This window comes from Variovorax sp. WS11 (genome assembly GCF_010499245.1).
Lineage (GTDB): Bacteria > Pseudomonadota > Gammaproteobacteria > Burkholderiales > Burkholderiaceae_C > Variovorax.
In genome coordinates, this window is sequence record NZ_JAAGOW010000004.1 from 856,479 (window position 1) to 881,292 (window position 24,814).

The window sequence follows — 24,814 nt, forward strand, 5'->3', positions numbered from 1 at the left end:
GGCCGATGCTGGAATGAGCTTCGAGTTGGCCGGGCGTGTGCAATGGCGATGCCATGTATACGCGGCGAGGGTTGCACAGCGTCGGTGGGCGCGGGCATGCTAAGGGACACCCGGCGCCTGGCGTGACGCAGCGAGAAGTGCTGGGACTGACGGTTGGGATCGCGTTCATGGCGGCGTGCTCGGTGGACCCCGCGGCAAGGTTCCCGGCAGGAAGGATTCGATGCGAACCATCTGGCCACGCCCGCAAAGCGGGCAGTCGCGCAGCGACACGCCCGTGAGGCGCTGGTAGCGGTCGCGATAGTCCGGCGCCGCATCGGGCAACTCGACGACCGGCGCGGGCGCTGCCAGCAACTGGCGACAGTGAACGAGCTTGATCTGGCGATAGCGGTTGGCCAGCAGGCCATAGTGGCGAATGCGCTGGAAGCCCGTGGGCAGCACATGCAGCAGGAAGCGGCGAACGAACTCCTGCGCGTCCAAGCACATGACCTTGCGGCGCGATTCGTGGCGGTAATCCTTCCACGCGAAGGCGACCCGGCCGTCGGCGAAGTCGATCAGGCGATTGTTCGAGATCGCCACCCGATGGGTGTAGCGCCCGAGGTAGTGAAGCACCTGTTGGGGGCCACCAAAGGGCGCCTTGGCATAGACGATCCACTCGGCATGGGCGACGGGGGCCAAGTAGCGGGCGAAGGCATCGGGGTCTTGTAGCGCCGCCAGGTTGTTGAAGAAGCGCAGTTCTCCCTCGTCGAAGGCCTGCCGCAACTGCGTCAGGAACAGACGCCGGAATAGCCGCGACAGCACCCGCACCGGCAGGAAGAAGCCCGGGCGGCAGGCGATCCAGCGCTGGCCATCCGGGGCCACCCCGCCACCGGGCACGACGCAGTGCAGGTGCGGGTGATGCAGCAGGTTCTGGCCCCAGGTGTGCAGGATCGAGATGAAGCCGATCTCGGCGCCCAGGTGCCGGGGATCGGCGGCGATGGTGCGCAAGGTCTCGGCGGTGACGTGGAACAGGATGTCGTAGACCAAGGCCTTGTTCTGGTAAGCGATCGCCGCGATCTCCTGCGGCACCGTGAAGACGACGTGGAAGTACTCGACCGGCAGCAGCTCGGACTGCCGGTCTTCGAGCCACTGCGCGCGAACCAGCGACTGGCACTTTGGGCAGTGCCTCGATCGGCAACTGTTGAACGAGATGCGCTGGTGACCGCAGGCGTCGCACTGCTCAACATGGCCGCCGAGCGCGGCCGTGCGGCAGCGCTCGATGTCGCGCATGACACGGCGCTGCCCACCGCTGATCGCGTCAGCGTGATCCTGACGGTAGGCAGGCCCGACCTGGCGGAAGATGTCCGCCACTTCGAGCCCGGTGGCTCGCATCGCTGCCGGCTCAGAACACCGGAGGCGGCATCGGCTCGGACGGCAGCGGCGGGGCCTCGGGCAACAGATCCAGCGGGCTGGTCGTCGCGCACACCGTGGAGGTCGCGATCTTCAGGTAGCGCGAGGTGGTGGCCAAGCTACGATGACCGAGCAGTAGCTGGATGCGGCGCACATCGGTGCCGGATTCCAGCAGGTGCGTCGCAAACGCATGTCTCAGCGAGTGCGGGGTGATCGGCTTGGGTATTCCGGCGGCGCGATGTGCCTTCTGACAGGCCCGCTCTACGGCAAAGCGCGTGATTGGCTGGCCGGGGATGTCGCCCGGAAACAGCCAGGCCTTGGGGCGCACGACCTTCCAGTATTCGCGTAGCGTCTCCAGCAACCGCGGCGAGAGCATGACGCAATACTGTTCGATTAGAGCAATGTCGCCTACAATTGCTTCCGTGGCAACTCGATGGCGGACGGGATATGGCACGGACGAAGGCAGTGTTGGGCGAGGGAGCCAGGCTTAGCGACTTCTTGGCGGCCAGTTTGCTGGCCCGGGTGGTACCAGCCGATGTCGTGCACGCTGTGCTGGACGAGCACGGCTGCAACAGCCAACGCATTCGCAGCTTCCCTGCGGTGGCTGGGGTCTACTACTGCATGGCCTTGAGCCTGTATCCCGAAGCAGCCTACGAAGAGGTCTTCGCCGTCGTCTCTCAGGGTCTGGCCTGGGCCAATGGGGCCGCGCAGCCGGCACTTGTGGCCAAGTCTTCCATTAGCGCTTTGCGCAGCCGCATCGGCTCGGCACCCTTGAGCGACTTGATCAAGCGCTGCTGTGTGCCTTTGGCCAATCCCCAGGATCATCCGCAAGCGTTCTTTGCCGGCTTGCGGCTTGTAGCGTTTGACGGCAGCACGTTCGAGCTACCTGACGAGGCTGATAACGCGCGGGATTTCGGTTACCCGAGCAGCAGTGCGATCACCGCTGGCCATGCCGGCTATCCGCAGGCTCGCTGCGCCGTATTGATCGAGTGCGCGACACACGCCATTCTCGGTGCCAAGATTGGGGCCTTTAGCGATGGCGAGCGAGGGCTCGCGGCCGCGTTGCTGCCGCGTCTCGAGTCAGGCATGCTTTGCATGGCCGACCGGGGCTTCAACTCCTTCGAACATTGGCGTCAGGCCACAGCCACGGGAGCGCAGTTGCTATGGCGATGCGGGAGCACGTGGAAGATGCCGGTCCAACGCGTGCTCGATGATGGGTCGTTCCTCAGTGTCATCCGCCCCAGCAATGTTCCCCGAGCTGAGGCCGAGCAGCAAGCCATGACGGTGCGCGTGATCGACTATGAGTTGCCGGGCTTGGATGACGCGCAGCCGCGCTACCGACTCCTGACGACGTTGTTGGACCCGCAGCGCGCACCCGCCATGGAGCTGGCAGCGCTGTATCACCAGCGCTGGGAGATCGAGTCCGTGTTCGATGAACTCAAGACGCATTTGCGGCAGAACCGGCGGGTGCTCCGAAGCAAGACACCCGAGCTGGTGCGTCAAGAGTTCTACGGCTGGGTGCTGGCGCACTACGCGGTGAGATGGCTGCTGCATCAAGGGGCCTCCAACCACCGAATACCTCACGCCGAGCTGTCCTTCAAAGGACACGTAGAACTCCTCCGACGTACGCAGCCCCACTCCGGGGCCTTTCCCCCCAGCGAGGCCCAAAAAGCGACGACGCTGGTTCCGTGAACTGCTCCAGGCCAGCGGCAGCATTCGCGCATCGAGGACTCTCAATCGGCGTTCTCCGCGGATGGTCAAACGACGCACCTCACCGTACGCGGGTCACGACCGCGCCGCTCCGACTCGCGTACTCGTGGACTTCGCGCCCTGCTTGTTCTCAGGGCCACCAGGTGCCCCAATACAAATTGTCCGGCGCTCCGGCGTGCGGCCATGGTCGCCACCCAACCCTTCAGGCAGCTTTTCTAATTAAGCGAACAGTATTGCGTCGTGACCGATGCTTTACTGTAAATGGGGCGCGTTGCGAAGAGGGAATCTGCCAGCGCTACTGGCGCGTATGCAGCATGAGGTGTTGGGCCCGAGCGCCCACACGGATAGAAGTTGGTCCGAGTATGAAATCGGACTTCTTACGGTTCCCAGCCACCGATCATGTTTCTCAGTGAACGGCCTCCCTGAGAGAGCTTGACATCCCAGTCCTCATAGAAGCCGATTGCCTCCGCCGGGTCGCAGATACTCATCTGCTATCGCCAGGCATTCCGCGTTGAATGGCCTTGTTGCTCGCCATTCTGCCATTCTTGATCCGGTCGGCAGAGCAAGGCACCTCACTGTGTAGCTAAGCCGAAGTTCCTGAAGCCGTCGAGCGAGTTTGCCTTTGCACGACAAGCACTTGGCGTGAGTTCGGGAGTCCGGCTTCTGTCTACAACCGGATCTGCTGGATGAGGTTGAGCGCTCGCTGCTGCTGCACGTTGGGTGTAGTGAGCACCTCGAAGGTCGGCGCGTCGGCCCCGGCGTTGGGCGTGCGACAGGTGTTGCGCACGATGGTGGCGAGTTCGGCCATGAGGGTCGAGAAGCTATGCACCGGCGTGCCGTCATCCAGCATGTGGCGGGCCACCTTGGCCAGCGCCGCCTTGGATCGCGTAGCCGGCGCCACCGGGTCACGCGCGGCCTTGGCCTGTTGATCCGTGTCGGCGAACATCAGCGGCGCCCAAGCCTCGCGCATGTGCCACTCGACGTAGTAGGCCAGCATGCACAGGAAGATGTGCGCGCGCACCCGATCAGCGGTGCGGTGGTGGATCGGGCGCACCTTCAGATCGATCGTCTTGAGCGAGCGGAACGCGCGCTCGACGTTGGCGAGCGCCTTGTAGTTGCGCACGCACTGGGACGCGTCCATCTGCGTCGTTGGCACCGAGGTGCGGATGATGTAAATGCCGTCCAGTGCCGCCTCGGCAGCGATGGCGTCTGTCTTGCGTGCGAAGGTGAAGGCGTTGTCGCCAATCACCAGCTCGAAGTGCTTGGCGACCTTGTACTGGTTGACGACCTTGCCCACGCGCAAGCCGATCTCGTCGCGCCCAGCCAGCTTGAGTGCATCCACCCGGGCCTTGATCTTCTGCAGATTGGCCTCGGTGGCGGCGAGCAGGTCCTCGCGCTTGTGCGTGCGCAGCTTGGCGAGTTCCGGATTGCGGCACGCCACCAGGCGCTCGCCCGGGTAGTCCGGCGAGCTCAGTTCAAGCAGGTTGCGCTCGTCGAACAAACCAAGCTGCAGGTGGCCCTGCTCGACCAGCGCGCGAATCGAGACGCTCTTCAGCGCACTGATCCAGCCCACGCCCTCGGACTCGCGCATCTCCTGGATCGCCTTGTTGGAGATCATGCCGCGGTCACCCACCATCACCAGTTGCTCGACGCCGAACTCCTCGCGCAGCCGCTTGACCTCGGGCAGCAAGGTCAGGCTGTCGGCCACATTGCCCTCGTACACCGACACGGCCAGCGGGCAGCCCCGCGCATCGGTGAGCAGGCCGTAGTTGACCTGCAGCAGGCCCTTCTTGCCGTCGCGGCTATAGCCGAGCCTGGCCAGAGGGCAACTGCTGCCCTCGAAGTAGCTCGACGATAGGTCGTACAGCACCAGGGCGCCGGCCCTCAAGTGACGCGCGGTGAGCTTCTTCTGGATCGTGGCCTGGCGCGCGAGCAGCCAGTCCATCGCCGCGTACAGGTCGTCCTCGTCGGCGTCGGCGACACCGAAGTCCTCGGCCAGCGTCGTGGTGTGCCACCAGCGCGTGGTGGCCAACTTGGTATGCGGCGCTGCGATGCGCGAGGCCACCATGGCCAGTACCAGGTCGCGCTCGCGGCAGGGCTTGGAGGCAAGCACCGAGGCGAAGCCCAGCCGCTGCATAGCCTCGCCAACGGCTTGCATATGGCCATGCGAACGCGACGCGGTGATCTCCAAGCACTGCGTGAGCGGCTGCAAGGCCTCGCCGCGCAGGGCTGCTCGAATGGCTTCGATCTGCGCGGCCGACAGGCTCGACAGATTGGCCAGCGTGCGCTTGCCGACCTTGGAGCCCTCGCGGTAGGACTCGCGCAGCAGCACGGTGGGCGGTGAGCCACGATTCGGCACGACATGGATGTGCATGCCTACATTAATAGGTCAAATACAAGCTAATATCAAGTAAATAACATGCCTACATTTTGGAACACATGAGGCCGCTCAACTCGTTGATTTCAAAGGGGTTACCGGCCAAAAGGCCGCAGGGTGACCGAGGAACTTCGGGCTAAGAATGCAGATTGCTTGGATCTGCCACCCCTGGGACGCGAGGGTGTGCCAGTGCTTGAAGATGTTGACTCCTTAACGTCATGGGATGCTGAAGTACTCTTCCATCGATACCTCGCCACGAGCAGCGGCGCACAACTTAGAACGACAAAGGGAGTTCTTGGAACCGTCACCCTGAGAAGTCGTTCATGGCGCCGATGGGGACAATCAATCAGCCTCTGGTGTCATCTGAGGTGGATTGAGTTAACGTAAGAATGCGACTCGCATTGCAGCACCGAACAAGATTGTTTCAGTATTGGAAACATGGTGTGTCTTTGTGGAGTGATCTCGTTGTTAGTTCAACTGCGAAGATGACCTTGCAGATGGATCGGGAAGATCCCTGTTAAGTACCTCATTACCAACACTGGAAACCGCCATGAAGACCGTGAACATTCTCTCCGTTGCTGCATTGACCCTCCTGGCTGCAACTGGCGTCAGAGCCGAACCGTACGACGGCGTCAACTCTGCTGTCTCCGCTAAGGTGCGCGAAGAAGTCAACGCTGAAGCCGTGCGGACGGCGTCGGCCCCGAATCAGAACGTTGCCCGTGGTTCTCGCGGTCCGGAAACGGTCGCCGTATCGAAGGATCGAGCCATCGTTGAAGCCGAAGCAATTCGTACTGCTTCTGCTCCCGATCAGAACGTCGCCTCGGGTTCGCGCGTCAATAGCAAGATCATCTCGACAATGTCTCACCCTGCGGACCCACGCGCTCAGGCGAAGTAGCTTCTGGGCCAGTCGGTCAGGGAAGTCGGATCAGTTTTCTTCCGACATCAAGGGGCTTCGCATAGAGGCCCTTTTTTTGACTCGGATCTTGGCCGATGCAGGAGGCGTCGGCGCGAGAGTGATGGTTTTCAAGTTCACGTGATGCTCCGGTGGCTCTCTCATCCGTATTGCTCAGACATGATCTTCTCCACTCATGGATTCAGCGCATGTTCGGTTGTTCCCGATGCCGGGATTGACGCGCAAGCCGTCGCTCACGCGTTGACGTCGACCACGGTCCGGCCCTGGACTTTCCCCTCAAGGATGCGGATTGCGACGTTCGGAACATCCGCCAACCCGATCACTTGCACTGTTCGGGCAAGCTTCTTGAGGTCGAGATCCCGGGCCAGACGCACCCAGGCTTCGATGCGAACTGTCTGCGGCGCATTGACTGCATCGATCCCCGCGAGGGTCACGTTGCGCAGAATGAAGGGCAGTACCGATCCGGGAAGATCCATGCCCTGGGCGAGGCCGAAGGCCGCGACCACACCGCGATACCTGGTCTGCGCCAGCACATTGGCCAGCGTGTGACTGCCGACGGAGTCGATGGCGCCAGCCCATCGTTCCTTGGCGATCGGCGCGCCCGCGTCGGAAAGTGTGCGGCGATCGAGGATTTCTGTCGCGCCGAGCTCGCGCAGGTAGTCGGCCTCTTCGACACGTCCGGTCGAGGCGACAACGCGGTAGCCCAGGCCGGACAGGATCGAGATGGCGATCGAGCCGGCGCCGCCATTGGCGCCAGTCACCAGGATATCGCCACTGTCGGGCGTGATGCCGCCGTGTTCTAGGGCCAGGACACTCAGCATTGCTGTGTAGCCCGCCGTGCCAATGGCCATGGCGTCCTTCGTCGAAAAGGGCGGTGGAATCTTGACCAGCCAGTCACCGCTCAGCCGCGCTCTTTGGGTGAATCCGCCGTGATGCGTTTGACCCAATCCCCAGCAGTTGGCAACGACGCGGTCGCCGACTTCGATACCGGGGTAGGACGAGGTCTCAACTGTGCCGGCAAGATCGGCTCCGGGTATCAGCGGAAACTGCTGGATGATTGGTGCGCGACCGGTGATGGCCAATCCGTCCTTGTAGTTCACGGTCGAATAGTCGACGGCGATCGTGACGTCCCCCGGCATGAGATCGCGTTCTTCGAGCTCGACAAGATCCGTCGAGATCCTCTCGCCTGTTCTGGTCGCCAGAAGTGCTTTGAACGTCATTGACTCAGCCTCGTTTGAGTTGAAGAAGGAGCTCTGCCAGCGCTTCAGGCGACGGCCTGCTGGTAGCGCTCCGCAGCATGAGCCTGCCTGATGTCCGAAAGCAGGATCTGTCGCGCGGTTTCAAGGGCATCCCAACGTGCGGCGTCGTGCAATGGCGGGATCGTGACGACTTCGCGTCGGTCGAAGCCCACTAACGCTGCATCCACCAGCTCGCCCACTTCCATCATCTCGGGTAGTGCGTTGATGTCGGCACCTGCGCGCTCCCAGATCTCCGTACGCGTTGCCGCAGGGAGCACCGCCTGGACATAGACGCCCTTGGGCGCGAGCTCCAGGCTCAGCCCTTGGGAGAGGAACAGCACGAAAGCCTTGGTCGCGCCGTAGACCGACATGCCAAACTCCGGCGCCAGTCCGACCACTGACCCGATATTGATGATTGCGCCTTCGCCCGCTTGCGCAAGCCGCGGGGCGACCGCGCTGGCAAGCCGCAAGAGCGCGGTCGTGTTGAGCGCGACGATCTGCTCGACATCGTCGGTCGCTTGGTCGATGAAGCTGCCGGCCTTGCTGGCGCCGGCGTTGTTGACGAGGACGCCGATGCGGATGTCCTCGCGAAGGCGGTTCTCGACAGCGGCCAAGTCGCTGGACTGAGTCAGATCGGCCTGGACGACGTCGACTGCGACGCGATGTTCCTGGCGCAGGCGCGCTGCCAGCGCTTCCAGTCGCGCATTGTCGCGGGCAACCAGTACAAGATCATGGCCGCGCCGTGCGAAGCGCTCGGCGTAGGTGGCGCCGATGCCGGAGGAGGCGCCGGTGATGAGAACCCTGGGTCGAGTGGTCATGTATAGCTCTCTTTTTAGGGCGAGGCCCAAGTTGGGATGCGCGTCGTAACTCGGATGGTCGCGATCGGGCGGGTTTCGATCAGGAACTTGTTCTAACTGGAGGCTGCATCTATGATTATGATCATCATCATAGATGTCAAGCGTTTTGATGATGGTCGACATCAATGTAATGTATATTCTTCGGTTTGGCGTAGCCCTGAAGGAGCACACGCAGAATGAAGGTCACCAAGGCACAGGCGCAGAAAAACCGTACGCGCATCGTCGAAACGGCCTCCACGCTTTTTCGTGAGCGCGGCTACGACGGCGTGGGCTTGGCTGAGTTGATGTCAACCGCCGGCTTCACCCATGGCGGTTTCTACAACCACTTCAGATCCAAGGCCGATCTGATGACTCAATCGGCAGCGCTCGGGTTCTCGCGGATTGCCGTGGGGGCAGGGGAGATCGACCTTGTTGAGTTCGTGAGCCGTTACGTTTCGAAGGAGCACCGTGATGCCCGTGGCTCCGGATGTACGGCGGCGGCCCTCTGCGGCGATGCAGCGCGGCAGTCGGATGACGTCAAGGCCTCGTTTGAGGCCGGTATCGAAGGCCTTCTCACTGCTCTGGCGGACGCATGCGGCAAGACGGAGGATGGAAAACCGGGCGCGGTGCGTGCCAAGGCAATCAACATACTCGCTCATTCCCTCGGCGCCGTGGTGCTATCGAGGGCCTGCCCGGATGGATCCTCCCTGGCGGATGAAATCCTGGACGTCTGCGGCATTCAGATTCTTGCAACGTTGCCGAAGTCTGTTGCTGAAGGCGCGTCTCAACCTAGTGCAGTGAGCCTGAAGTTATAGAACTTAATTGATTCGGCATACTCCAACGGCCCAGGAGGCTGAAGCGATGCGAGTTGCCGAGACGATCGAACTGGATAGCGCGACCGAGCGCGAGCTGCGAAGCCTGTCCAAGCAGCGGCGTATCGAGGCCAGGCTTCAGCAGCGAGCACGTGTGATCCTGCTGGCAGCCGAGGGCTGGCAGAACAAGGACATCGCCGTCGAGGTTGCGCTGGATCGACGCCAAGTGGCGCTGTGGCGTCATCGGTTCCAGCAGGGTGGCATCGACGCGCTGCGACAGGACGCGCCGCGCTCGGGTCGCACACCCACCGTCACTGGCGAAGTGGAGTCGAAAATCCTGCAGGTGACGCTGCACACCAAGCCCGCAGCGGCTACGCACTGGAGCACTCGCACACTCGCCGAGCACACGGGCTTCAGCGCCACGACCATCCGCCGCGTCTGGCAGCGCAACGGCATCAAGCCGCATCTGACGCGCACCTTCAAGCTCTCGCGCGATCCTCGATTCGAGGACAAATTGCTGGACGTGGTGGGGCTTTATCTGAACCCGCCCGATCACGCGCTGGTGCTCAGCTGCGACGAGAAGAGCCAGATCCAGGCGCTCAACCGCACGCAGCCGGGCTTGCCGATGAAGACTGGGCGCGCCGAGAAGTTCACTGCGCTGCTGCATCACGTGACGGTCGAACTGCTGCGGGACGCGTACCTGGCGCTCAAGCGCCGTGCCGCACCCGGGGTGGACGGCGTGACGTGGCAGGAAACGGCTTGGGTCTTTTGGATCCCTACCCTCTGATCCAGAACTCCGCATTTCCCCAGTTGACAGTCCGCCCGTTCCTGCCATCTCTCCAGCTGATACCGACTGTCGTCTTCTCCGAGAGTCGGCGGGTGTCGTTGATGACGAAGGCCTTTATCGAGGATCTTCAGTGGACGATCGCTGAGCTGGTGGCGAAACCGGGATCGTTGTTCGGGCCGATCTAGGGAAATGCTGATCAAAACGTCGTGGCGGGCACCGCCTGTGCATGCGTGAAGGCACCGAAAGTCACAGCGCGACCGAGATGAACCAAGGCAGCTTTGCCGGTGCCAAGTACGCCATGAAGAAGAAGCGCACGCGACGCGAGAAGTTTCTTGCCGACATGGAACGCGTCGTGTCGTAGGCGCGACTGATTACCGTGCTCGAGCGGCTCTACCTAGCGAGCGGGCGCGTCGGCCGACAGCCGATCGGCGTTCCCAGGATGCTGCGCATGTATTGCCTTCAACAGTGGTACGGCTTGGCCGACGAGGCGCTGGAGGGCGCTGCGCGACGTTTGGGGCATCGACCTGTCGCGCGAATTGATGCCCGACGCTACCACGCTGCTGAAGTTCAGGCGACTGCTGCAGGACAACAACCTCACCAAGGCGCTATTCTTGGAGAACAATGCCATCACGCCGAGCAAAGACTTTTGATACGCGCGGCAACCATCGTGGAGGCGACCATCGCGTGCGCCACAAAACACCACACTTTTCATCGATGCGTTCGCGATCCACGAGTTCGACGTCCCCCGCCGGACGCAGCGTGGAACGCGGTTTCGGTGCCGCCAGGACAGATGCAGATCACAGACAGCGGCGTGCCGCAGCGCTCGTCATGGAGACCCTAAGCTCTTGCGCAGGGCCATCATCGTGCTGGCCTCGAACGCACGATAGCGGGATCGAGGATCCAGGTCGGTGACGATCGCGCTCCAGGCGAGCCCTACCGATGGAAGCTTGAAGTCCAGCGGAATCTCCCGGCCCCCGATCGCCTGAAGCTTCATCCGTGCAGAAAGCAAACAACCTCAACGGTCTGGCGTCGCTGTTCGATGCGCGCGGTCATCGATGGCCGGCGCATCAGGACGTGCGCGGCATAAGCCTGCTGCTTGCTCAGGGCGATGGAATCCAATGCCCAGTTGTGCACCCCCAAGGTCTTGAGACCGCGGATCTTCTCCAGGGTCTCCACGGTCGTGCTCGGGGCGTTGCGCTGGGGTGGCGTCTTGAGCCACTCCAGATGGCTGCCCGAGGTCGCGGGGGAGGGTGCATAGGCCCAGTCGATGGCTTGGCGCAGCGCCGCCTTCCCAATCGCCGCCTCGATCGTTGCGGCCATGGCCGCCTCCGTGGCGTCGAATGCCTTGCGGGCCCACTCGGCAATTCGGCGTGAGCCCGGAATGATGATTCGCCTGCCGTACAGCCAGATGCGTGCGGTTCGCACCAGGTCGTCGGGGTGAGCGGCCTCGAGGGCAGCGACCGCGAGAACCTGTTCGAGCTTCTGCAGCTGGACCTCATCCAAGTCGCCCAGGCCAAGATACATGCGGGCCCAGGCCTGGTGCTCGTACAACGTCTGGCGACGTTCATAGAGTGATCGCAGGCTGGCGATGCTTACGCTGGGCGACCCCAACGCTTCGCACACTGAACGCAGCAGGACCTTCGGGACCGTGGCGAATCGGTCCATCGGGCGGCCGCTCGCCCGCAGAAAGAGCAACTGGATGGCTGCAGCGACGCGGCGGTCGTCGCGGAACCGTTCGCAGAGCGCGCAGATGTCGTCCTTGCTCAGGCTGAAGAACTGTTGGACATCGAGCTCGGACATCCTGGAGGGAAGGGTCTCCGCGCCAATGAAGCGCTGGGCGAACGTCACGGCAGGATCCTCCACAGGGATGGGGCCCGCCAATCTACTCCTTCGGTGCGCGTTGTGGCTGCGGGCTCCGGTCACCCCGTCGAATGCGTGCGGGCGTCGCGACAACTACGACCGTGTCAATTTGTCGAAAAAATACGATTACCCCGACTTGGGCGCTTCGCTGGTGGCTGCCCGCGGACGCACGTCAGGTTCCCGTGGCGACTCTTATGGACCAGAAGCATAGAAATGCGGCCAGAAGCGACGTAAACAGGACGACTCCCAGGGCGGTGTACATCGGGAGCGCCAGCATCCCTCCGAAGGTAATGGCCAGTGCGGCGCATCCCATTTGAAGGAATCCCAGTAGTGCCGAAGCGGCACCCGCTTGTTGTGCAAAGGGTTGCAGCGCGATGGCGGTCCCGAGTGGATTGAAGATGCCCATCCCGAAAAGGAATATGGTCAGAGACACGCTGAAGGAGGCGAAGTCTGCTCTGCCGAAAAGCATCGCCGCGCTTCCAACAAGCGCAACGGCAACACCAGCACGAGCCGCCACTACGGGTCCCCACATTCTGGCCAGACGTGGCGCTAGGACGCCTGAGCCGAATACGACGAAGGTTGTCGATGCAAAGAACAAACCAAACGTCAGCGGCGAGAGTCTGAAGCCTGTGATCAGAATGGCAGGAGCCATGGAGAAGAAGGCATAGAGTGCCCCGATGACCAGACTGACGGCCAGGGCGGGCGCCGTGAGGCGACGATCGAAGGCCAACTGTTTGTAGCCTGCCGCGACCTCGACAAGGGAGAGTGCGGATCGCTGGCCCGGAGCGTGCGTCTCGCCCAGCTTGGTGAAGTAGGCGCCGGCCAGGGCGAACGCCAGCGCTGAAATTACGAAGAAGGAGGACCGCCAGCCGAACAGGCTCTCCAGGGTGCTGCCCAGCAGCGGGGAGAAGCCCGGTGCCGCCGCCATGGCCACCATGGTCAGGGAAAGTGCACGCGCCAGTTCCTGGCCCTCGAACAGGTCGCGTGCGATGGCGCGCGATAGTACCGACGTGGCGCACACACCCAATGCCTGCACGACGCGGCCGCCGATGAGCTGCGGCAGTGTGCTGGCAGCCGCGCAGACCAAGCTGCCGATGATGAAGACAGCCAAGCCAATCAGCACCAGCCGCTGGCGCCCGAAGCGGTCGGACAGCGGGCCGACGAACAACTGGCCCAGCGCGAAGGTCAGGAAGAAACTGCTGAGCGTCGCGCCCAGGTCGCGCACTGAAGCCCCAAGGTCCGCGCTCATGGCAGGAAACGCGGGCAGGATGATGTTGGTGGCCAGCGCGCCCAGCGCTGCCAGCGCCGCCAGCAGGAACAGCACGCCTCCCGTGAGAGTTCGTGGGACTTTCGACTCGGTAGGCAGTGGGCGTGCCGACAATGATGCGCGTGTCACCTGTGTCTCGCTTATTGGATCGACACTTCGAGTGCCGGATAGTCGAGATAGCCCTCGGCTCCTCCGCCGTAGAAGGTGGCACGGTTGTAGGTGTTGAGGTCGGCCCCCCGACGTGCGCGCTCGGGCAGATCCGGGTTGGAGATGAACAGGCGTCCGAACGCGACGGCGTCAGCCCTTCCCGCTGCGATGGCGGCTGCAGCGGTGTAGGGCCTGTAGTTTCCGGCCACAATCAGCACGTTCGGCCAATGCGGCCGGAACAACTTGGAGGCAAAGGGCACGTTTGGGTGATCCACTTCGGCTTGGCCCGCGCCACTGGCCCGTGGCTCGATCAGGTGCAGATAAGCCAAGTTCAGGTGAGCGAGACGTTTGATCAGATGGGTGTAGAGGGGCAGTGGCTCGTCTTCTCCGCTGCCATTGGCAACACCGAAGGGGGACAGGCGGATCCCAACCCGATTTGCGCCGTACACAACCGATACGGCGCGGGCCACCTCCAGGACAAGCCGGCAGCGATTTTCGATCGACCCGCCATACTCGTCCGAGCGCTGGTTGCTACGGCTCTGCAGGAATTGCTCCAGCAGATATCCATTGGCCGCGTGGATTTCCACGCCATCGAAACCGGCGCGCTGCGCGCTCAGCGCCGCGCGAGCGTATTCCTCGATCACCGCGGCGATTTCCTCTGTCTCCAGCGCCCGTGGTGTCTCGAAGGGCGTGCGTTCGAAGGTGGCAGTGAACGCATTGCCAGGGGCGGCGATGGCCGACGGTGCGACCGGCAGTCGACCATCCAGGAGCGAAGAATGCGAGATGCGGCCAACGTGCCAAAGTTGCAGGAATGCCAAGCCGCCTTTGGCGTGGATCGCCCTGGTGATGTCTTTCCAGCCCGCAATCTGCTCTTCGCTGTGGATCCCCGGCGTGGCGGGCATGCCCTGGCCGGACGGGGATATCTGCGCTCCCTCGGTGATGATCAGCCCGCCCTGCGATGCACGCTGGCGGTAGTACTCCACGTTGAGCGCATGCGGGACGTTGCCAGGCCTGGCCGCACGCATCCGGGTGAGCGGTGCCATCACCACGCGGTGGGCGAGCTTCAATGCGCCGAGCTTCAAAGGCGAGAACAGTGCTTGGGTCATCCGGTGAATCCTCCTGCGAAAACGCTGGGTCTAAGGTTGATCATGTGTCCCGCAAGGCCGTGGAATCCGTACTGCAGAGCTTTGCCCAGGGTGGGTGGACGTGGATATCGCGCGCCAGTTGTGCGGCGGTCAGTCCCCAATTTCTGGGCCAACGTGAGTTCGGGCAGCAATTCGGCGACGTCGTGGCCCACCAGATGGCCGCCCAGCAGCTTGCCGTCGTTCGTACTGGCGATGAGCTTGATGAAGCCAAACGGGTCCCCGACTCCCTGAGCCTTCCCTTCAGTGGTGCCCGGCCGTCGACACATCCTGGAGCGAGGGGGGGCGAGCGACTCGCAGTCGGTTCTTTCAAGGCGGCTCCTCGTCATTGGCATCTTCATCCATGCACGCAATACAAGCGTCGAGCAAGGCATGCAGCGCACAGACGCGATCCGTGCCGAGGCGCTCATTGAGAGCCGTCTGCGCCACCTTCCAGGCGCGCTGCCCTTCAGTCCGCTTGGCGATGCCTGCCGCGGTCGCTTCAACCAGGCGGCTGCGCGCATCGGATCCCGCGCCAACGGTCAGCAGTCCCTGAGCGGCCAGCGGTTGTAGGTTGCGCGTCAAGGTGGAGGCATCCATGTGCATGTGCCTTGCGAGATCGCCCGGGCGGATGGGGCCGAGTCGGACGACGTGCGAGAGCAAGGCGTATTGCGTGTTCTTGAGCCCCGTCTCGGCGACATGGTGGTCGTAGTGCCGCGTCACCATGCGATTGAGTTGGCGCAACTTCAAGTTCGTGCAACCTTGTGGCTTGGTGACGTTCTTCATGTGGTACATTGTACCTGCAATAATTGCAGATGCAATGATTATTCAACAGGAGCGACCGATGGAAGTTGATGAGGTAATCGCCCGCTGGGAAGCGGACGAAGCGCGCGTGCGCGCACGCCAGAGCGCCCCGGGTGCAGAGCCCAGGGGGAAGGTCTTCGGCCGCTCGGGCATGGAGATGTTCGAGGCGATCTTTGCGGGCGAGCTGCCTCCTCCACCGATCAATGAAACGGTCAACATCCTGGCCATCCGCATCGAGCCTGGATTCGCGGTCTTCCAAGGACGACCGCAAAGGCGCCTCTACAACCCGCTTGGCATCGTGCATGGCGGGTGGTTCGCCACGCTGCTCGACTCCGCCGTGGGCTGCGCAGTGCACTCGACGCTACCTGCCGGCAAAGGCTTCACCACCCTAGAACTCAAGGTGAACATGCTGCGCGCCCTCACTGAGCAGGTGCGGCTGGTGCGTGCAGAAGGCAAGTTGATCCACGCTGGACGCCAGGTTGCTGTGGCCGAAGGCCAGATCGTCGGCCCCGACGGAAAGATCTACGCGCATGCGACTACGACCTGCCTGATTTTCGACCAACCAGCTCTCACGACAAGGAGTTCCCATGAACAAGCCTGAAATCGTCCTTTGTGCGCCAGTGCGTACGCCGATCGGCGCCTTTGGCGGTGCGCTGAAGGACACCCCTGCAACCGCGTTGGGCGCGGCTGTGGTACGCGAAACCCTCCGGCGTGCCGGTCTGCCTCCCGAGGCTGTCGATACCGTGGTGCTGGGGCAGGTGATCCAGGCGGGGGCGAAGATGAATCCTGCGCGTCAAGCAGCGATTGGCGGCGGCCTCCCGGTACAGGTGCCCGCGGTGACCGTCAATCGGGTCTGCGGCTCGGGAGCGCAGGCCATCGCCAGCGCTGCGCTGGAGGTGGCTGCCGGGTACGCCAAGGCGGCGATCGCTGGCGGCATGGAGAGCATGGACCAGGCTCCGTATCTTGTGCCCGGTGGGCGCTGGGGCAATCGCATGGGCGATGCGGCCATGCTCGACAGCCTGCTGCGCGATGGTCTCAACGATGCCTTCAGCGGGCAGCACTCGGGTTGGCATACCGAAGATCTGGTCAGCCAATACGGGATCGCCCGCGAAGATCAGGACCGCTGGGCAGCGCGTTCGCAGCAGCGCTTCAGCGAAGCGCAGGCGGCAGGCAAGTTCGACGAGGAAATAGTCGCGATCGAACTGGCCGGCCGCAAGGGGTCGGTGCGCTTCGAGCGCGACGAGGCAAACCGGCCCGACACCACCGTTGAAACGCTGGCCAAGCTCAAGCCCGCCTTCCGCAAGGACGGCACCATCACCGCCGGCAATGCGCCCGGACTCAACAGTGGAGCCGCGGCGCTGATCGTCGCGGAACGCGGCTTCGCCGAGAAGCTGGGCCTGAAGCCCTGGGCGCGGCTGGTCGCGCAGGGCGTCGCCGCGGTCGAGCCCGGTATGTTCGGCATCGGTCCCGTGCCGGCGGTCAAGCTGGCGCTGGAGCGTGCGGGCTGGAAGCATGGCGACATCGAACGCATCGAGATCAACGAAGCTTTCGCCGCCATCACGCTCGCCTGCCTGCGCGAGATGGGGCTGGCGGAAGACATCGTCAATGTCGAAGGCGGCTCCATCGCCCATGGTCACGCCATCGGAGCCACGGGCGCGGTGCTAACCACGCGGCTTTTGCATTCGATGCGGCGCGACGGCCTGAAGCGCGGCGTGGTCACGCTGTGCATCGGCGGCGGCCAGGGCATCGCGCTCGCGCTCGAGATGCTTTGAATCCACACGATTTCTATCACGGTGAAAACATGAAGTACACGGTATTGGGCAAGACGGGTTTGCGTGTCTCGCAGGTGGCACTGGGCACCGGCAACTTTGGCACGGGCTGGGGATACGGGGCCGACTCCGACGTCGCCGAGGCCGTGTTCAACGCCTACGCCGAGGCAGGCGGCAACCTGCTCGACTCGGCGGACGCCTACCAGTTCGGCCAGTCCGAGACGCTGCTGGGCAAGCTGCTGCAGGGCCGGCGCGAGGACTTCGTGCTGGCCACCAAGTTCACCAACGGCGCCTCGCCTCAGGCTAATCGCCTCGTGCTGGGCAACAGCCGCAAGGCGATGGTGGCCTCGGTTGAGGCCAGCCTCAAGCGCTTGGGCACCGACCGCATCGACATCTACTGGGCGCATTGGCCCGATCACGTCACGCCGATCGAGGAGATTGTTCGCGGCTTCGAAGATCTGGCCCGGTCCGGGAAGATCTTGTACGCCGGCCTTTCCAACTTCGCCGCTTGGCGCCTGGCCCGCGCGGTCACGCTGGCCGAGCTGACGCATGCGGTCCCCATCGCTGCCGCTCAGTTCGAGCACAGCCTGGTTCACCGCGAGCCGGAAGCCGATCTGTTCCCGGCCACGCAGGCGCTCGGCCTCGGTGTGCTGACCTGGTCGCCCCTGGGCGGTGGCATGCTCACCGGCAAGTACCGCAATGGCGAGAAGGGCCGTGCCGAAGGCTTCGGCGGCAAGGTGTTCCAGGCCGAGAACTCGCCCCAGCGCACGCAAGTGTTGGACGCCGTGCTGGCCATCGCCGGCGAGTTGGGCGTGACGGCTGGCCAGGTGGCCCTGGCTTGGGCCGGCACGCATGGGTCCATCCCCATCATCGGCCCGCGCACGCTGGCCCAGCTCCTCGACAACCTGGGTGCCCTGGCGGTCGAGTTGTCGGTCGAGCAGATCGCCCGCCTCGACGATGCGAGCAAGCTCGCGGCGCCGGCAAGGATGGCGATTCCTTGGGCCGGCGAATCCTATCGGGTCGTTGCCTGATCGGCGAAGACGCGATGCGACGGGCGCGGAGGGTCGAGCCGCCCCCGAGGCAATGCCCCGGGCGACCGTCGCGCCGCGGCCGCCGCATCATTCCTTGAAAGAATCCTATGAGCAATGGTCCATTTGCAATCTCCAAGTCTCCAAAGCCGTTGCACCCCTACGTGATGTGGATGGTGCTGCTCGCGGCAGGCGGTGCATTTGCACTTTCTCTGGGGGTGCGCAACACAATGGGCCTGTACCTGTCGTCGCTCAACACCGCCACGGGGCTCGGGGTAGCGAGCATCAGTCTGGCTTTCGCCTTCGGCCAGCTATGGTGGGGTCTGACGCAGCCCTTCGCGGGCGCCGTGGCCGACCGCATCGGTGCAGGGCGCGTGATCGTCACCGGCTTGATCCTCATTGCCATAGGCACCGTGATCACTCCCTACATGACCACCACGCTGGGCTTGATCTTCTCCATCGGTGTCCTCGGCGCCGGAGGCGCCGGCATGGCCGGCCCCTCGGTGCTGATGGCGGCCAGCACGCGCCTGATGCCCGCGAGCAAGCGAGGCATTTCCATCGGCATCGTCAATGCCGGCGGGTCGTTCGGGCAGTTCGCCATCGCGCCTGTCTCGATCGCGTTGACGGCTAGCATCGGTTGGGCCAGCTCCATGCAATGGATGGGCCTTCTCGTGCTTCTCGCGCTGCCTGCGGCGTGGCTACTCAGGGGCAATGCCAACGCGATGGCCTCTGCTGCTGCAACCGCGGCGGGCACCCGCGTGCTCAGTACGCGTGAGGTGCTGGCCCTTGCCTTGAAAACGCCCAGCTATCTGTTGCTGGCCGTCGGCTTCCTTGTTTGCGGTTTCCATGTGGCCTTCCTCGCGACACACTTGCCGGGTGTGGTGGAGGCATGCGGCATGTCTCCTACCATCGCCGGTTGGGCGCTCGCGCTGGTGGGGCTGTTCAACATGTTCGGCAGCCTCGCCATGGGCTGGGCCGTGGGACGTTGGCGCATGAAGTCGCTGCTGTCGCTGCTCTACACGGTGCGGGGCCTGGGGGTGTTGGTGTTCGTGCTCGCCCCCAAGACGCCCGCGGTCATGCTGATCTTTGCTGCCTTGATGGGCCTGACCTTCCTGTCCACGGTACCGCCGACCGTGGGATTGGTGGCCAAGATGTTCGGCCCTGCCAACATGGCCATGCTCTACGGCGTGCTGATGCTGGGGCACCAGCTCGGTGGCTTCCTGGGCGCTTTCCTGGGCGGGCAAGTGTTCGCGCTGACCGGTGGGTATGACTGGGTGTGGTACATGGACCTAGCACTGGCGGCCGCCGCAGCGCTGATCCATCTGCCGATCCGGGAGGCGCCGCTGGCACGCAGCGTGCGGCCGGCGGCGGCTTGAGGGCTAGCGCCCCGTTACGCGCGCGGCCGGGGTCTGCGCTCAGCGTCAGCGCGAGGCTCGCGTGCCCAGTGCCCAGGTAGCGTGGAATCGGTCCGGGCCGCTCACGATGCCCGATAGGAAGAGGTTGATCGAAAACTCGACCATCTGCTGGGTTTGCAGATGGCTGTCGGTCCTCGGAATGCGGTCTGCCAGCAGCAGAGCGGCGATTCCGTGCTCCATGGACCACGCGGCATGCGAGAGGTAGTGCAGATCGCTGTCCTGCCAGCCGCTTTCTTTCGCGAGCTCGAAGATGGAGTTGGCGAAGTACGAGTAAGAGACGTTGCTCGATGCCTCGATGTCGCCTCGAACGAACTCGCGCAGCAGACGCGGACCGGTCATCAGGTCGAACAGACCCGCGTGACACTGGGCGTACTGCACATAGCTCAACAGCATCTCCCGCGCCTTAAGCAAGGCCGGCATGTCCATGGCCGCGATCTTTCTGCGCTTTTCCGCAAGTTCCAGGAAGCCGCTGACTGCGATGGCGGCGAGCAATTCCTCCTTGCCCTTGAAATGCCGTGACGGAGCCGCCTCGGACACGCCCAGCCTGCGGGCCAGCGCGCGAAGGCTCAGTTCCGTCGCGCCGTTCTCTTCGAAGATGCGGCGTCCTTCCTCCACCAGTGCGTTGCGCAGGCCGCCTTTCTCGTAAGCCGGCTCCTTGAGTTGCGTGGGCAAAGCCCGTAGCTGCCTGCTCGCCGTGATGGCGCTGTGCGGGGTCCTCGAGCTCTTGCTGGTCATCGCTGGCTGTACATCCTTGCAACGAAAAAGTGGGTATCGCTCACTTGTGCCGGGTGGGCATGCGACCCCTGGGCCGCTGGTGCGCCGGGTTCGGGCATCCATCCAGGATCGCCTCGGCCGTAGCCGAAGTCTGTTCCTGAGCATCCCATTGTCGCTGTCGGAGAGCCACTACAGCTCATCGGGTTAACACTGATAACATAATTTGTTAACGCTGTTATCTTCGTGTTGTCGTGACGTTTCGTTGCGTGTCCAAGGAGATATGCAATGGGTTCTATCGAGTACGAAAAGGACGGCGCGGTCGCCGTCGTGACGTTGGCCAAGCCGCCTCACAACCTGCTGGACAACGCCTTGTTGTCCAGCCTGTCGGCCACTTACGCCGAGGCCGTGAAAGACGGGTGCCGCGCGATCCTTCTGCGAAGCGCCATGCGGCATTTCTGTGCCGGCGCCGACCTCGAAAGTATTGCGTCCGAGCGCTGGACGCAGGACGACTTGGCCAAGCTCTGGCAGTCGTTCGAAGACGTTCCTGTGCCGGTAGTCGCCGCAGTCCATGGCGCCGCGCTTGGCGGCGGCTTTGAGCTGGCACTGATGTGCGACATGATCATTGCTGCCGATACGGCCTCGTTCGGCATGGCCGAAGCGTCGCTGGGACTCATTCCCCTGCTGGGTGGCGTGCAGCGCGTCGTCGAGCGCGTCGGTGTTGCACGCGCCAAGGAACTCGCCATGTTCGGCCGTCGTCAGGACCCGCGGGCCCTCGAGCGCTGGGGCGCCATCAACCTGGTTTGCCCGGAAAATGAACTCCCGGCGGTCTCGCTGTCATGGGCGCGCCAACTCGCGGAGGGCCCGACCGTGGCGCTGCGCGCTATCAAGACGCTGGCCAAACAGGCCGCGCGCCAGGGCATCGCCGCGGCGGACGCCGGCCAAGAGACTGCCAACGCAGCCATGTGGGGTAGCCAGGATCAGGCACGCGGCCTGAAGGCCTTCGTGACGACCGGCCCCAGCTCCGCCGTCTTCGAGGGGAACTGATCGTGTCTTCCTCCCCCCTCCACGGCGTCCGGGTGCTGGACTTCACGCGCGTGCTGTCCGGGCCGCATTGCACGAAGATGCTCAGGGACCTGGGCGCCGAGATCACCAAGATCGAACCGCCCGCCGGCGATGTGGCGCGCGCCGGCGTTCCGCACCTGGGCTCGATGTCCACGTACTACGCCCAGCAGAACGCCGGCAAGCGCAACATCAGCCTCGACCTCAACTGGCCGCAGGCACGCGAGGTTGTCAGAAAGCTGGGCGAAGAGGCCGACGTGATCGTCGAGAACTTCCGCCCCGGCACGCTCGCCCGCTTCGGCATGAGCTACGACGACGTCGTGAAGTTCAACAGCGACATCGTCTATGTGTCGATCAGCGGATATGGACAGACGGGACCCTGGCGCAATCGCCCGGCCTTTGCGCCGACCGTGCACGCCGAGACCGGACTCACCGACATCCTGCGCCAGCACTACGACGGTGTGATGAGCCAAGCCGTCAATGACGCGTGCAGTCACGCGGACGTCTACACCGGCCTGCATGGCGCGCTGGCGGTGCTGGCGGCGCTGCACCATCGCTCGCAGACCGGGGAGGGTCAGCACGTGGACGTGTCGATGGCGGCGACCATGCTGTCCGTGAACGAGCGCGCGGGCGCACAGCTGACGGGCCTGGACGTGCAGGACGAACCCGTCGCCCTGAGCGCCAACGAGTCGCCGATCTTCGAGCTACCGGATGGGCGCCTTCTGACGATCGCCACCAGCCCGGTGTTCTCACCGATGTTCGTGCGCTACTGCTCCATGATGCGCCGCGCCGATCTGCTCAAGGATCCGCGCTATGCGACGGCCACCTTGCGCAAGGCCAACCTGGTTGATCTGCTGGCCGAGGTGAAAGCGTGGGTCATGACTTTCACCGACCTGGATCAACTGCAGGCGCAGGTGAGCGAAGCGGGCCTGGCCATCGGCGTCGTGCGCAGCACCGACGAACTGTCCAGATCCGAATGGGCGCGGGATTGGGGTGCCATCGTGCACGTCGACGATCGCAACGGCGGCTCGATGCGCATGCCCGGCCCTCCCTGGCGCTTCAGCCGCAGCGAGCTGCCGGTGCCGGGCGCGCCTTACTTCCAGGGCGAATCCAACACCGAAGTCCTGGAAGAACTGGGCATCCCGACGGCTCAGATCCAGGCCATGCAGCAAAGCGGCGTGCTGCGCAGCCGCCGCACGGTCGCGGGTTCGTTCGACTGAGCCCCGCTGTCGCCGCCAGCGCGCCCCAGGCGCTAGCCCGATCCTGATTGAAAAGCAAAGGAGATAGTCATGAAACTGACAACCACAGCCAAGCATCTGATTTCCTTCCTGGCGCTGGCCGCGATGGGATTGCAGGCCGGGACACTGCATGCGCAGCCCGCGGGAAAGGTCACGACCATCCGCGTCGCGTATCCCGCGGGCGGGCCCGCCGACGTCGCGACCCGAAAGCTCCAGTCGCGGCTCGGCGGCGTGACCGGGCAGACCGTCATCATCGAGAACGTGCCCGGCGCGGGCGGCTCGATCGGCGCCAACAACGTGCTGAATGCCCCCGCGGACGGCGCCACGCTGCTGGCGGTGACGGGCAACGATCTGATCCTGGCGCCGCTGGCGATGTCGCAGGTCAAGTACAAGCCCGAGAGCTATCGGCTCCTCGCAACGGTGTTTCCGACCGACTTCACGCTGGTCACCAACGCCGACCATTCGTTCGAAAACCTGGATGCGCTGGTGGAGCGCTCCAAGGCGTCGGGCAAGGAACTCACGTTCGGCAGCTGGGGCTATGGCTCCGCCCCCTACCTGGTGGGCGCCGACTTCAAGCTGGCCACCGGCGTGTCCATCCTCGACGTTCCGTACAAGGGTGCCGCACCGGTCGTGCAGGCGCTGCTGTCCAAGGAAATCGACATGGCCTTCGTGCCACTGGCCGCCAGCGTGATCGAGCTGATCCGGACCGGAAAGGTCAAGGCCATCGGCGTGGCCAACCTCAACCGCAACCCCTTCGTGCCCACGGTGCCCACGCTCAATGAAGGCAAGTACCTGAAGAACTTCGTCTACAGCGCATGGGCGGGTGTCTTCATTCCCAAGGCCGCGCCCGAGGCGGTCGCCAGGCAATTGAACAAGAGCATGGGCGAAGTCGTGGCGGCGGAAGACTTTCAGCACTTCCTGCGAGAGTCCGCGGCGCTGCCCGTGAAGGCGCTGACGCTGCAGGAGGCCGATGCCTTCTACCTCGCCGAGATCGAGAAGTTCCGTCAGGTCGCCCGCAAGATCAAACTCGAGCCCCGATAGGCGCTCACGTCACAACACCCAACACCGCGTCCCCCGCAGTGCCCATGCAGTCAGCCGATGCCGAAGTGCCAGGCCGCGGCGTGTCGCCGACCTGTGCGCAGCGCCAGCCCGCCGACACCGGCGCTCTCGCGGACCCGGGCCAGAACCTGGAAGCGGTGCTCGTCGGCGGCTGCCACGGCCTCACCACGATCCCGCGGGAGGAACTCAAGGATTACTACAGAGGCTCCGCGTGCGTCGGTCTTGCCGCGCTGCTGCTGGCGCTGGTGGCTGCGCTCCTTCGGGCCTTCTGGTGACCCGAACTCTCGCCCTCGGGCATCGACTCTCATCGAAGAATGCTATGAAAAATCCAAGCAACAAAGTCATCATCACCTGCGCCGTGACGGGTGCCATCCATACGCCCAGCATGTCCGCGGCGCTGCCGATCACGCCCGAAGACATCGCGGCCCAGGCCGTGGCCGCGGCGCAAGCGGGTGCGGCCATCCTGCATTTGCATGCACGCAATCCCGAAGACGGATCGCCCACCGGGAATCCGGACGTGTTCGCGCAGTTCCTGCCAGCCATCAAGGAGCGCACCGACGCGGTGATCAACCTCACGACCGGGGGCAGCCCCGAGATGACGGTCGAAGAACGCCTGGCTGCCGCCCTGCGCTTCAAACCCGAGATGTGTTCGTTGAACATGGGCTCGATGAACTTCTCGATGCATCCGATCGCCGACAAGATCAAGACTTGGAAGTACCCGTGGGAGCAGCGCTATCTGCGCGAAAGCGAGGCCTTCATCTTTCGCAACACCTTCCGCGACGTCGCCAAGGTGTACGAGCTAATGCAGGACCATGGCACACGCTACGAGCACGAGTGCTACGACGTGGGCCACCTGTACAACCTGGCGCACTTCGTGGATCGCGGACTGATCAAGCCGCCGTTCTTCATCCAGACCGTGTTCGGCATCCTGGGCGGCATTGGCGCCGACGCCGACAACGTGCTGTTCATGCGCCGCACCGCGGACAAATTGTTCGGCCAGGACTACGTCTGGTCTGTTCTTGCGGCAGGCCGCCACCAGATGCCCCTGATCGCGCAGGGCGCCATGCTGGGCGGCAACGTGCGGGTCGGCCTGGAAGACAGCCTCTTCATCAGCCGCGGCGAACTGGCGCAGAGCAATGCGCAGCAGGTGCTGAAGATCAAGGGCATTCTGAGCAGCCTGTCGCTGGGCATCGCGACGCCGGCAGAGGCCCGCGAGATCCTCGCGCTGAAGGGGGCTGCGTCCGTGGCGTTCTGACGCGTCCTCGATCTTCATT

The 24,814-nt window shown here is 63.9% G+C and carries 22 protein-coding genes and 3 pseudogenes; 14 read left to right on the forward strand and 11 right to left on the reverse strand.

The window, feature by feature from the left end; all coding sequences use genetic code 11:
- Window positions 1-165: 165 nt before the first annotated feature.
- Together GXN78_RS33580 and GXN78_RS33585 are read right to left on the reverse strand one after the other, a co-directional pair.
- Entirely contained in the window at window positions 166-1,368 is a 1,203-nt protein-coding gene (locus GXN78_RS33580; protein WP_106560910.1) for an IS91 family transposase, read from the reverse strand.
- 10 nt (window positions 1,369-1,378) lie between these two features.
- Window positions 1,379-1,765: pseudogene (locus tag GXN78_RS33585) on the reverse strand (tyrosine-type recombinase/integrase); the annotation flags it as partial.
- A 68-nt stretch (window positions 1,766-1,833) separates the two neighbouring features.
- Here GXN78_RS33585 and GXN78_RS33590 point away from each other — a divergent pair.
- Window positions 1,834-3,078, forward strand: a complete 1,245-nt coding sequence (locus tag GXN78_RS33590) for an IS4 family transposase (RefSeq protein WP_164256104.1) — start codon at window positions 1,834-1,836, stop codon at window positions 3,076-3,078.
- A gap of 685 nt (window positions 3,079-3,763) precedes the next feature.
- Here GXN78_RS33590 and GXN78_RS33595 read toward each other — a convergent pair.
- Window positions 3,764-5,470 carry an IS1634 family transposase gene (locus GXN78_RS33595; RefSeq protein ID WP_106561501.1) on the reverse strand — a complete coding sequence of 569 codons (1,707 nt, stop codon included), beginning with the start codon at window positions 5,468-5,470 and terminating at the stop codon, window positions 3,764-3,766.
- 553 nt (window positions 5,471-6,023) lie between these two features.
- Between GXN78_RS33595 and GXN78_RS33600 the strand changes: the two genes are divergently transcribed.
- A complete protein-coding gene (locus GXN78_RS33600) occupies window positions 6,024-6,368 on the forward strand; it encodes a DUF4148 domain-containing protein (protein WP_106560030.1) in 345 nt (114 codons plus the stop codon).
- Between the two features lie 251 nt (window positions 6,369-6,619).
- Here the strand turns inward: GXN78_RS33600 and GXN78_RS33605 are convergent, their stop codons facing one another.
- Window positions 6,620-7,606: an MDR family oxidoreductase gene (locus tag GXN78_RS33605; RefSeq protein WP_106560029.1), complete on the reverse strand. Its 987-nt coding sequence runs from the start codon at window positions 7,604-7,606 to the stop codon at window positions 6,620-6,622.
- Between the two features lie 44 nt (window positions 7,607-7,650).
- Window positions 7,651-8,442 (reverse strand): SDR family oxidoreductase, encoded by a 792-nt coding sequence (locus tag GXN78_RS33610; RefSeq protein WP_106560028.1) that lies wholly within the window; start codon window positions 8,440-8,442, stop codon window positions 7,651-7,653.
- Between the two features lie 215 nt (window positions 8,443-8,657).
- Between GXN78_RS33610 and GXN78_RS33615 the strand changes: the two genes are divergently transcribed.
- The 3 genes and pseudogenes from GXN78_RS33615 to GXN78_RS40970 all read left to right on the forward strand — a co-directional run.
- The gene (locus tag GXN78_RS33615) at window positions 8,658-9,275 is read left to right on the forward strand and encodes a TetR family transcriptional regulator (protein WP_106560027.1); all 618 of its coding nucleotides are present in this window, start codon (window positions 8,658-8,660) and stop codon (window positions 9,273-9,275) included.
- Between the two features lie 46 nt (window positions 9,276-9,321).
- Window positions 9,322-10,059 carry an IS630 family transposase gene (locus tag GXN78_RS33620; RefSeq protein ID WP_106560026.1) on the forward strand — a complete coding sequence of 246 codons (738 nt, stop codon included), beginning with the start codon at window positions 9,322-9,324 and terminating at the stop codon, window positions 10,057-10,059.
- A 262-nt stretch (window positions 10,060-10,321) separates the two neighbouring features.
- A pseudogene (locus GXN78_RS40970) lies at window positions 10,322-10,741 on the forward strand (transposase); the annotation flags it as partial.
- A gap of 308 nt (window positions 10,742-11,049) precedes the next feature.
- Here GXN78_RS40970 and GXN78_RS33635 read toward each other — a convergent pair.
- From GXN78_RS33635 to GXN78_RS33655, 5 genes and pseudogenes are all read right to left on the reverse strand, one after another.
- On the reverse strand, window positions 11,050-11,907 hold the full coding sequence (locus tag GXN78_RS33635; protein WP_106560024.1) for a DUF4158 domain-containing protein: 858 nt from the start codon (window positions 11,905-11,907) through the stop codon (window positions 11,050-11,052).
- 184 nt (window positions 11,908-12,091) lie between these two features.
- Window positions 12,092-13,243, reverse strand: a complete 1,152-nt coding sequence (locus tag GXN78_RS33640; protein ID WP_258187252.1) for a multidrug effflux MFS transporter — start codon at window positions 13,241-13,243, stop codon at window positions 12,092-12,094.
- 83 nt (window positions 13,244-13,326) lie between these two features.
- Window positions 13,327-14,439 carry an alkene reductase gene (locus tag GXN78_RS33645; protein WP_106560023.1) on the reverse strand — a complete coding sequence of 371 codons (1,113 nt, stop codon included), beginning with the start codon at window positions 14,437-14,439 and terminating at the stop codon, window positions 13,327-13,329.
- Window positions 14,436-14,714, reverse strand: a pseudogene (locus GXN78_RS41650) (hypothetical protein); the annotation flags it as partial. The pseudogene GXN78_RS41650 and the gene GXN78_RS33645, both read right to left, overlap by 4 nt.
- Window positions 14,715-14,784: 70 nt before the next feature.
- A complete protein-coding gene (locus tag GXN78_RS33655; RefSeq protein ID WP_106560034.1) occupies window positions 14,785-15,240 on the reverse strand; it encodes a MarR family winged helix-turn-helix transcriptional regulator in 456 nt (151 codons plus the stop codon).
- 58 nt (window positions 15,241-15,298) lie between these two features.
- Here GXN78_RS33655 and GXN78_RS33660 point away from each other — a divergent pair, with 58 nt between their 5' ends.
- From GXN78_RS33660 to GXN78_RS33675, 4 genes are all read left to right on the forward strand, one after another.
- Window positions 15,299-15,859 carry a PaaI family thioesterase gene (locus tag GXN78_RS33660; protein ID WP_106560022.1) on the forward strand — a complete coding sequence of 187 codons (561 nt, stop codon included), beginning with the start codon at window positions 15,299-15,301 and terminating at the stop codon, window positions 15,857-15,859.
- Complete coding sequence (locus tag GXN78_RS33665; RefSeq protein ID WP_106560021.1) at window positions 15,846-17,030, forward strand: acetyl-CoA C-acyltransferase; 1,185 nt, start codon at window positions 15,846-15,848, stop codon at window positions 17,028-17,030. The genes GXN78_RS33660 and GXN78_RS33665 overlap by 14 nt, the downstream gene beginning before the upstream one ends.
- Window positions 17,031-17,059: 29 nt before the next feature.
- A complete protein-coding gene (locus GXN78_RS33670) occupies window positions 17,060-18,058 on the forward strand; it encodes an aldo/keto reductase (protein ID WP_106560020.1) in 999 nt (332 codons plus the stop codon).
- Window positions 18,059-18,165: 107 nt separating this feature from the next.
- Window positions 18,166-19,431 carry an MFS transporter gene (locus tag GXN78_RS33675; RefSeq protein WP_106560019.1) on the forward strand — a complete coding sequence of 422 codons (1,266 nt, stop codon included), beginning with the start codon at window positions 18,166-18,168 and terminating at the stop codon, window positions 19,429-19,431.
- A 45-nt stretch (window positions 19,432-19,476) separates the two neighbouring features.
- On the opposite strand, the gene GXN78_RS33680 is transcribed toward GXN78_RS33675, so the two are convergent.
- A complete protein-coding gene (locus tag GXN78_RS33680; protein WP_164256107.1) occupies window positions 19,477-20,205 on the reverse strand; it encodes a TetR/AcrR family transcriptional regulator in 729 nt (242 codons plus the stop codon).
- Window positions 20,206-20,469: 264 nt separating this feature from the next.
- Here GXN78_RS33680 and GXN78_RS33685 point away from each other — a divergent pair, with 264 nt between their 5' ends.
- The 5 genes from GXN78_RS33685 (at window position 20,470) to GXN78_RS33705 (ending at window position 24,795) form a co-directional block, all read left to right on the forward strand.
- On the forward strand, window positions 20,470-21,228 hold the full coding sequence (locus GXN78_RS33685; protein WP_106560017.1) for an enoyl-CoA hydratase/isomerase family protein: 759 nt from the start codon (window positions 20,470-20,472) through the stop codon (window positions 21,226-21,228).
- Window positions 21,229-21,230: 2 nt separating this feature from the next.
- Window positions 21,231-22,463: a CaiB/BaiF CoA-transferase family protein gene (locus GXN78_RS33690; RefSeq protein WP_106560016.1), complete on the forward strand. Its 1,233-nt coding sequence runs from the start codon at window positions 21,231-21,233 to the stop codon at window positions 22,461-22,463.
- 69 nt (window positions 22,464-22,532) lie between these two features.
- Entirely contained in the window at window positions 22,533-23,522 is a 990-nt protein-coding gene (locus tag GXN78_RS33695) for a tripartite tricarboxylate transporter substrate binding protein (RefSeq protein ID WP_106560015.1), read from the forward strand.
- A gap of 44 nt (window positions 23,523-23,566) precedes the next feature.
- Window positions 23,567-23,815: a hypothetical protein gene (locus GXN78_RS33700; protein ID WP_106560014.1), complete on the forward strand. Its 249-nt coding sequence runs from the start codon at window positions 23,567-23,569 to the stop codon at window positions 23,813-23,815.
- A gap of 44 nt (window positions 23,816-23,859) precedes the next feature.
- The gene (locus GXN78_RS33705) at window positions 23,860-24,795 is read left to right on the forward strand and encodes a 3-keto-5-aminohexanoate cleavage protein (protein ID WP_106560013.1); all 936 of its coding nucleotides are present in this window, start codon (window positions 23,860-23,862) and stop codon (window positions 24,793-24,795) included.
- Window positions 24,796-24,814 lie beyond the last annotated feature (19 nt).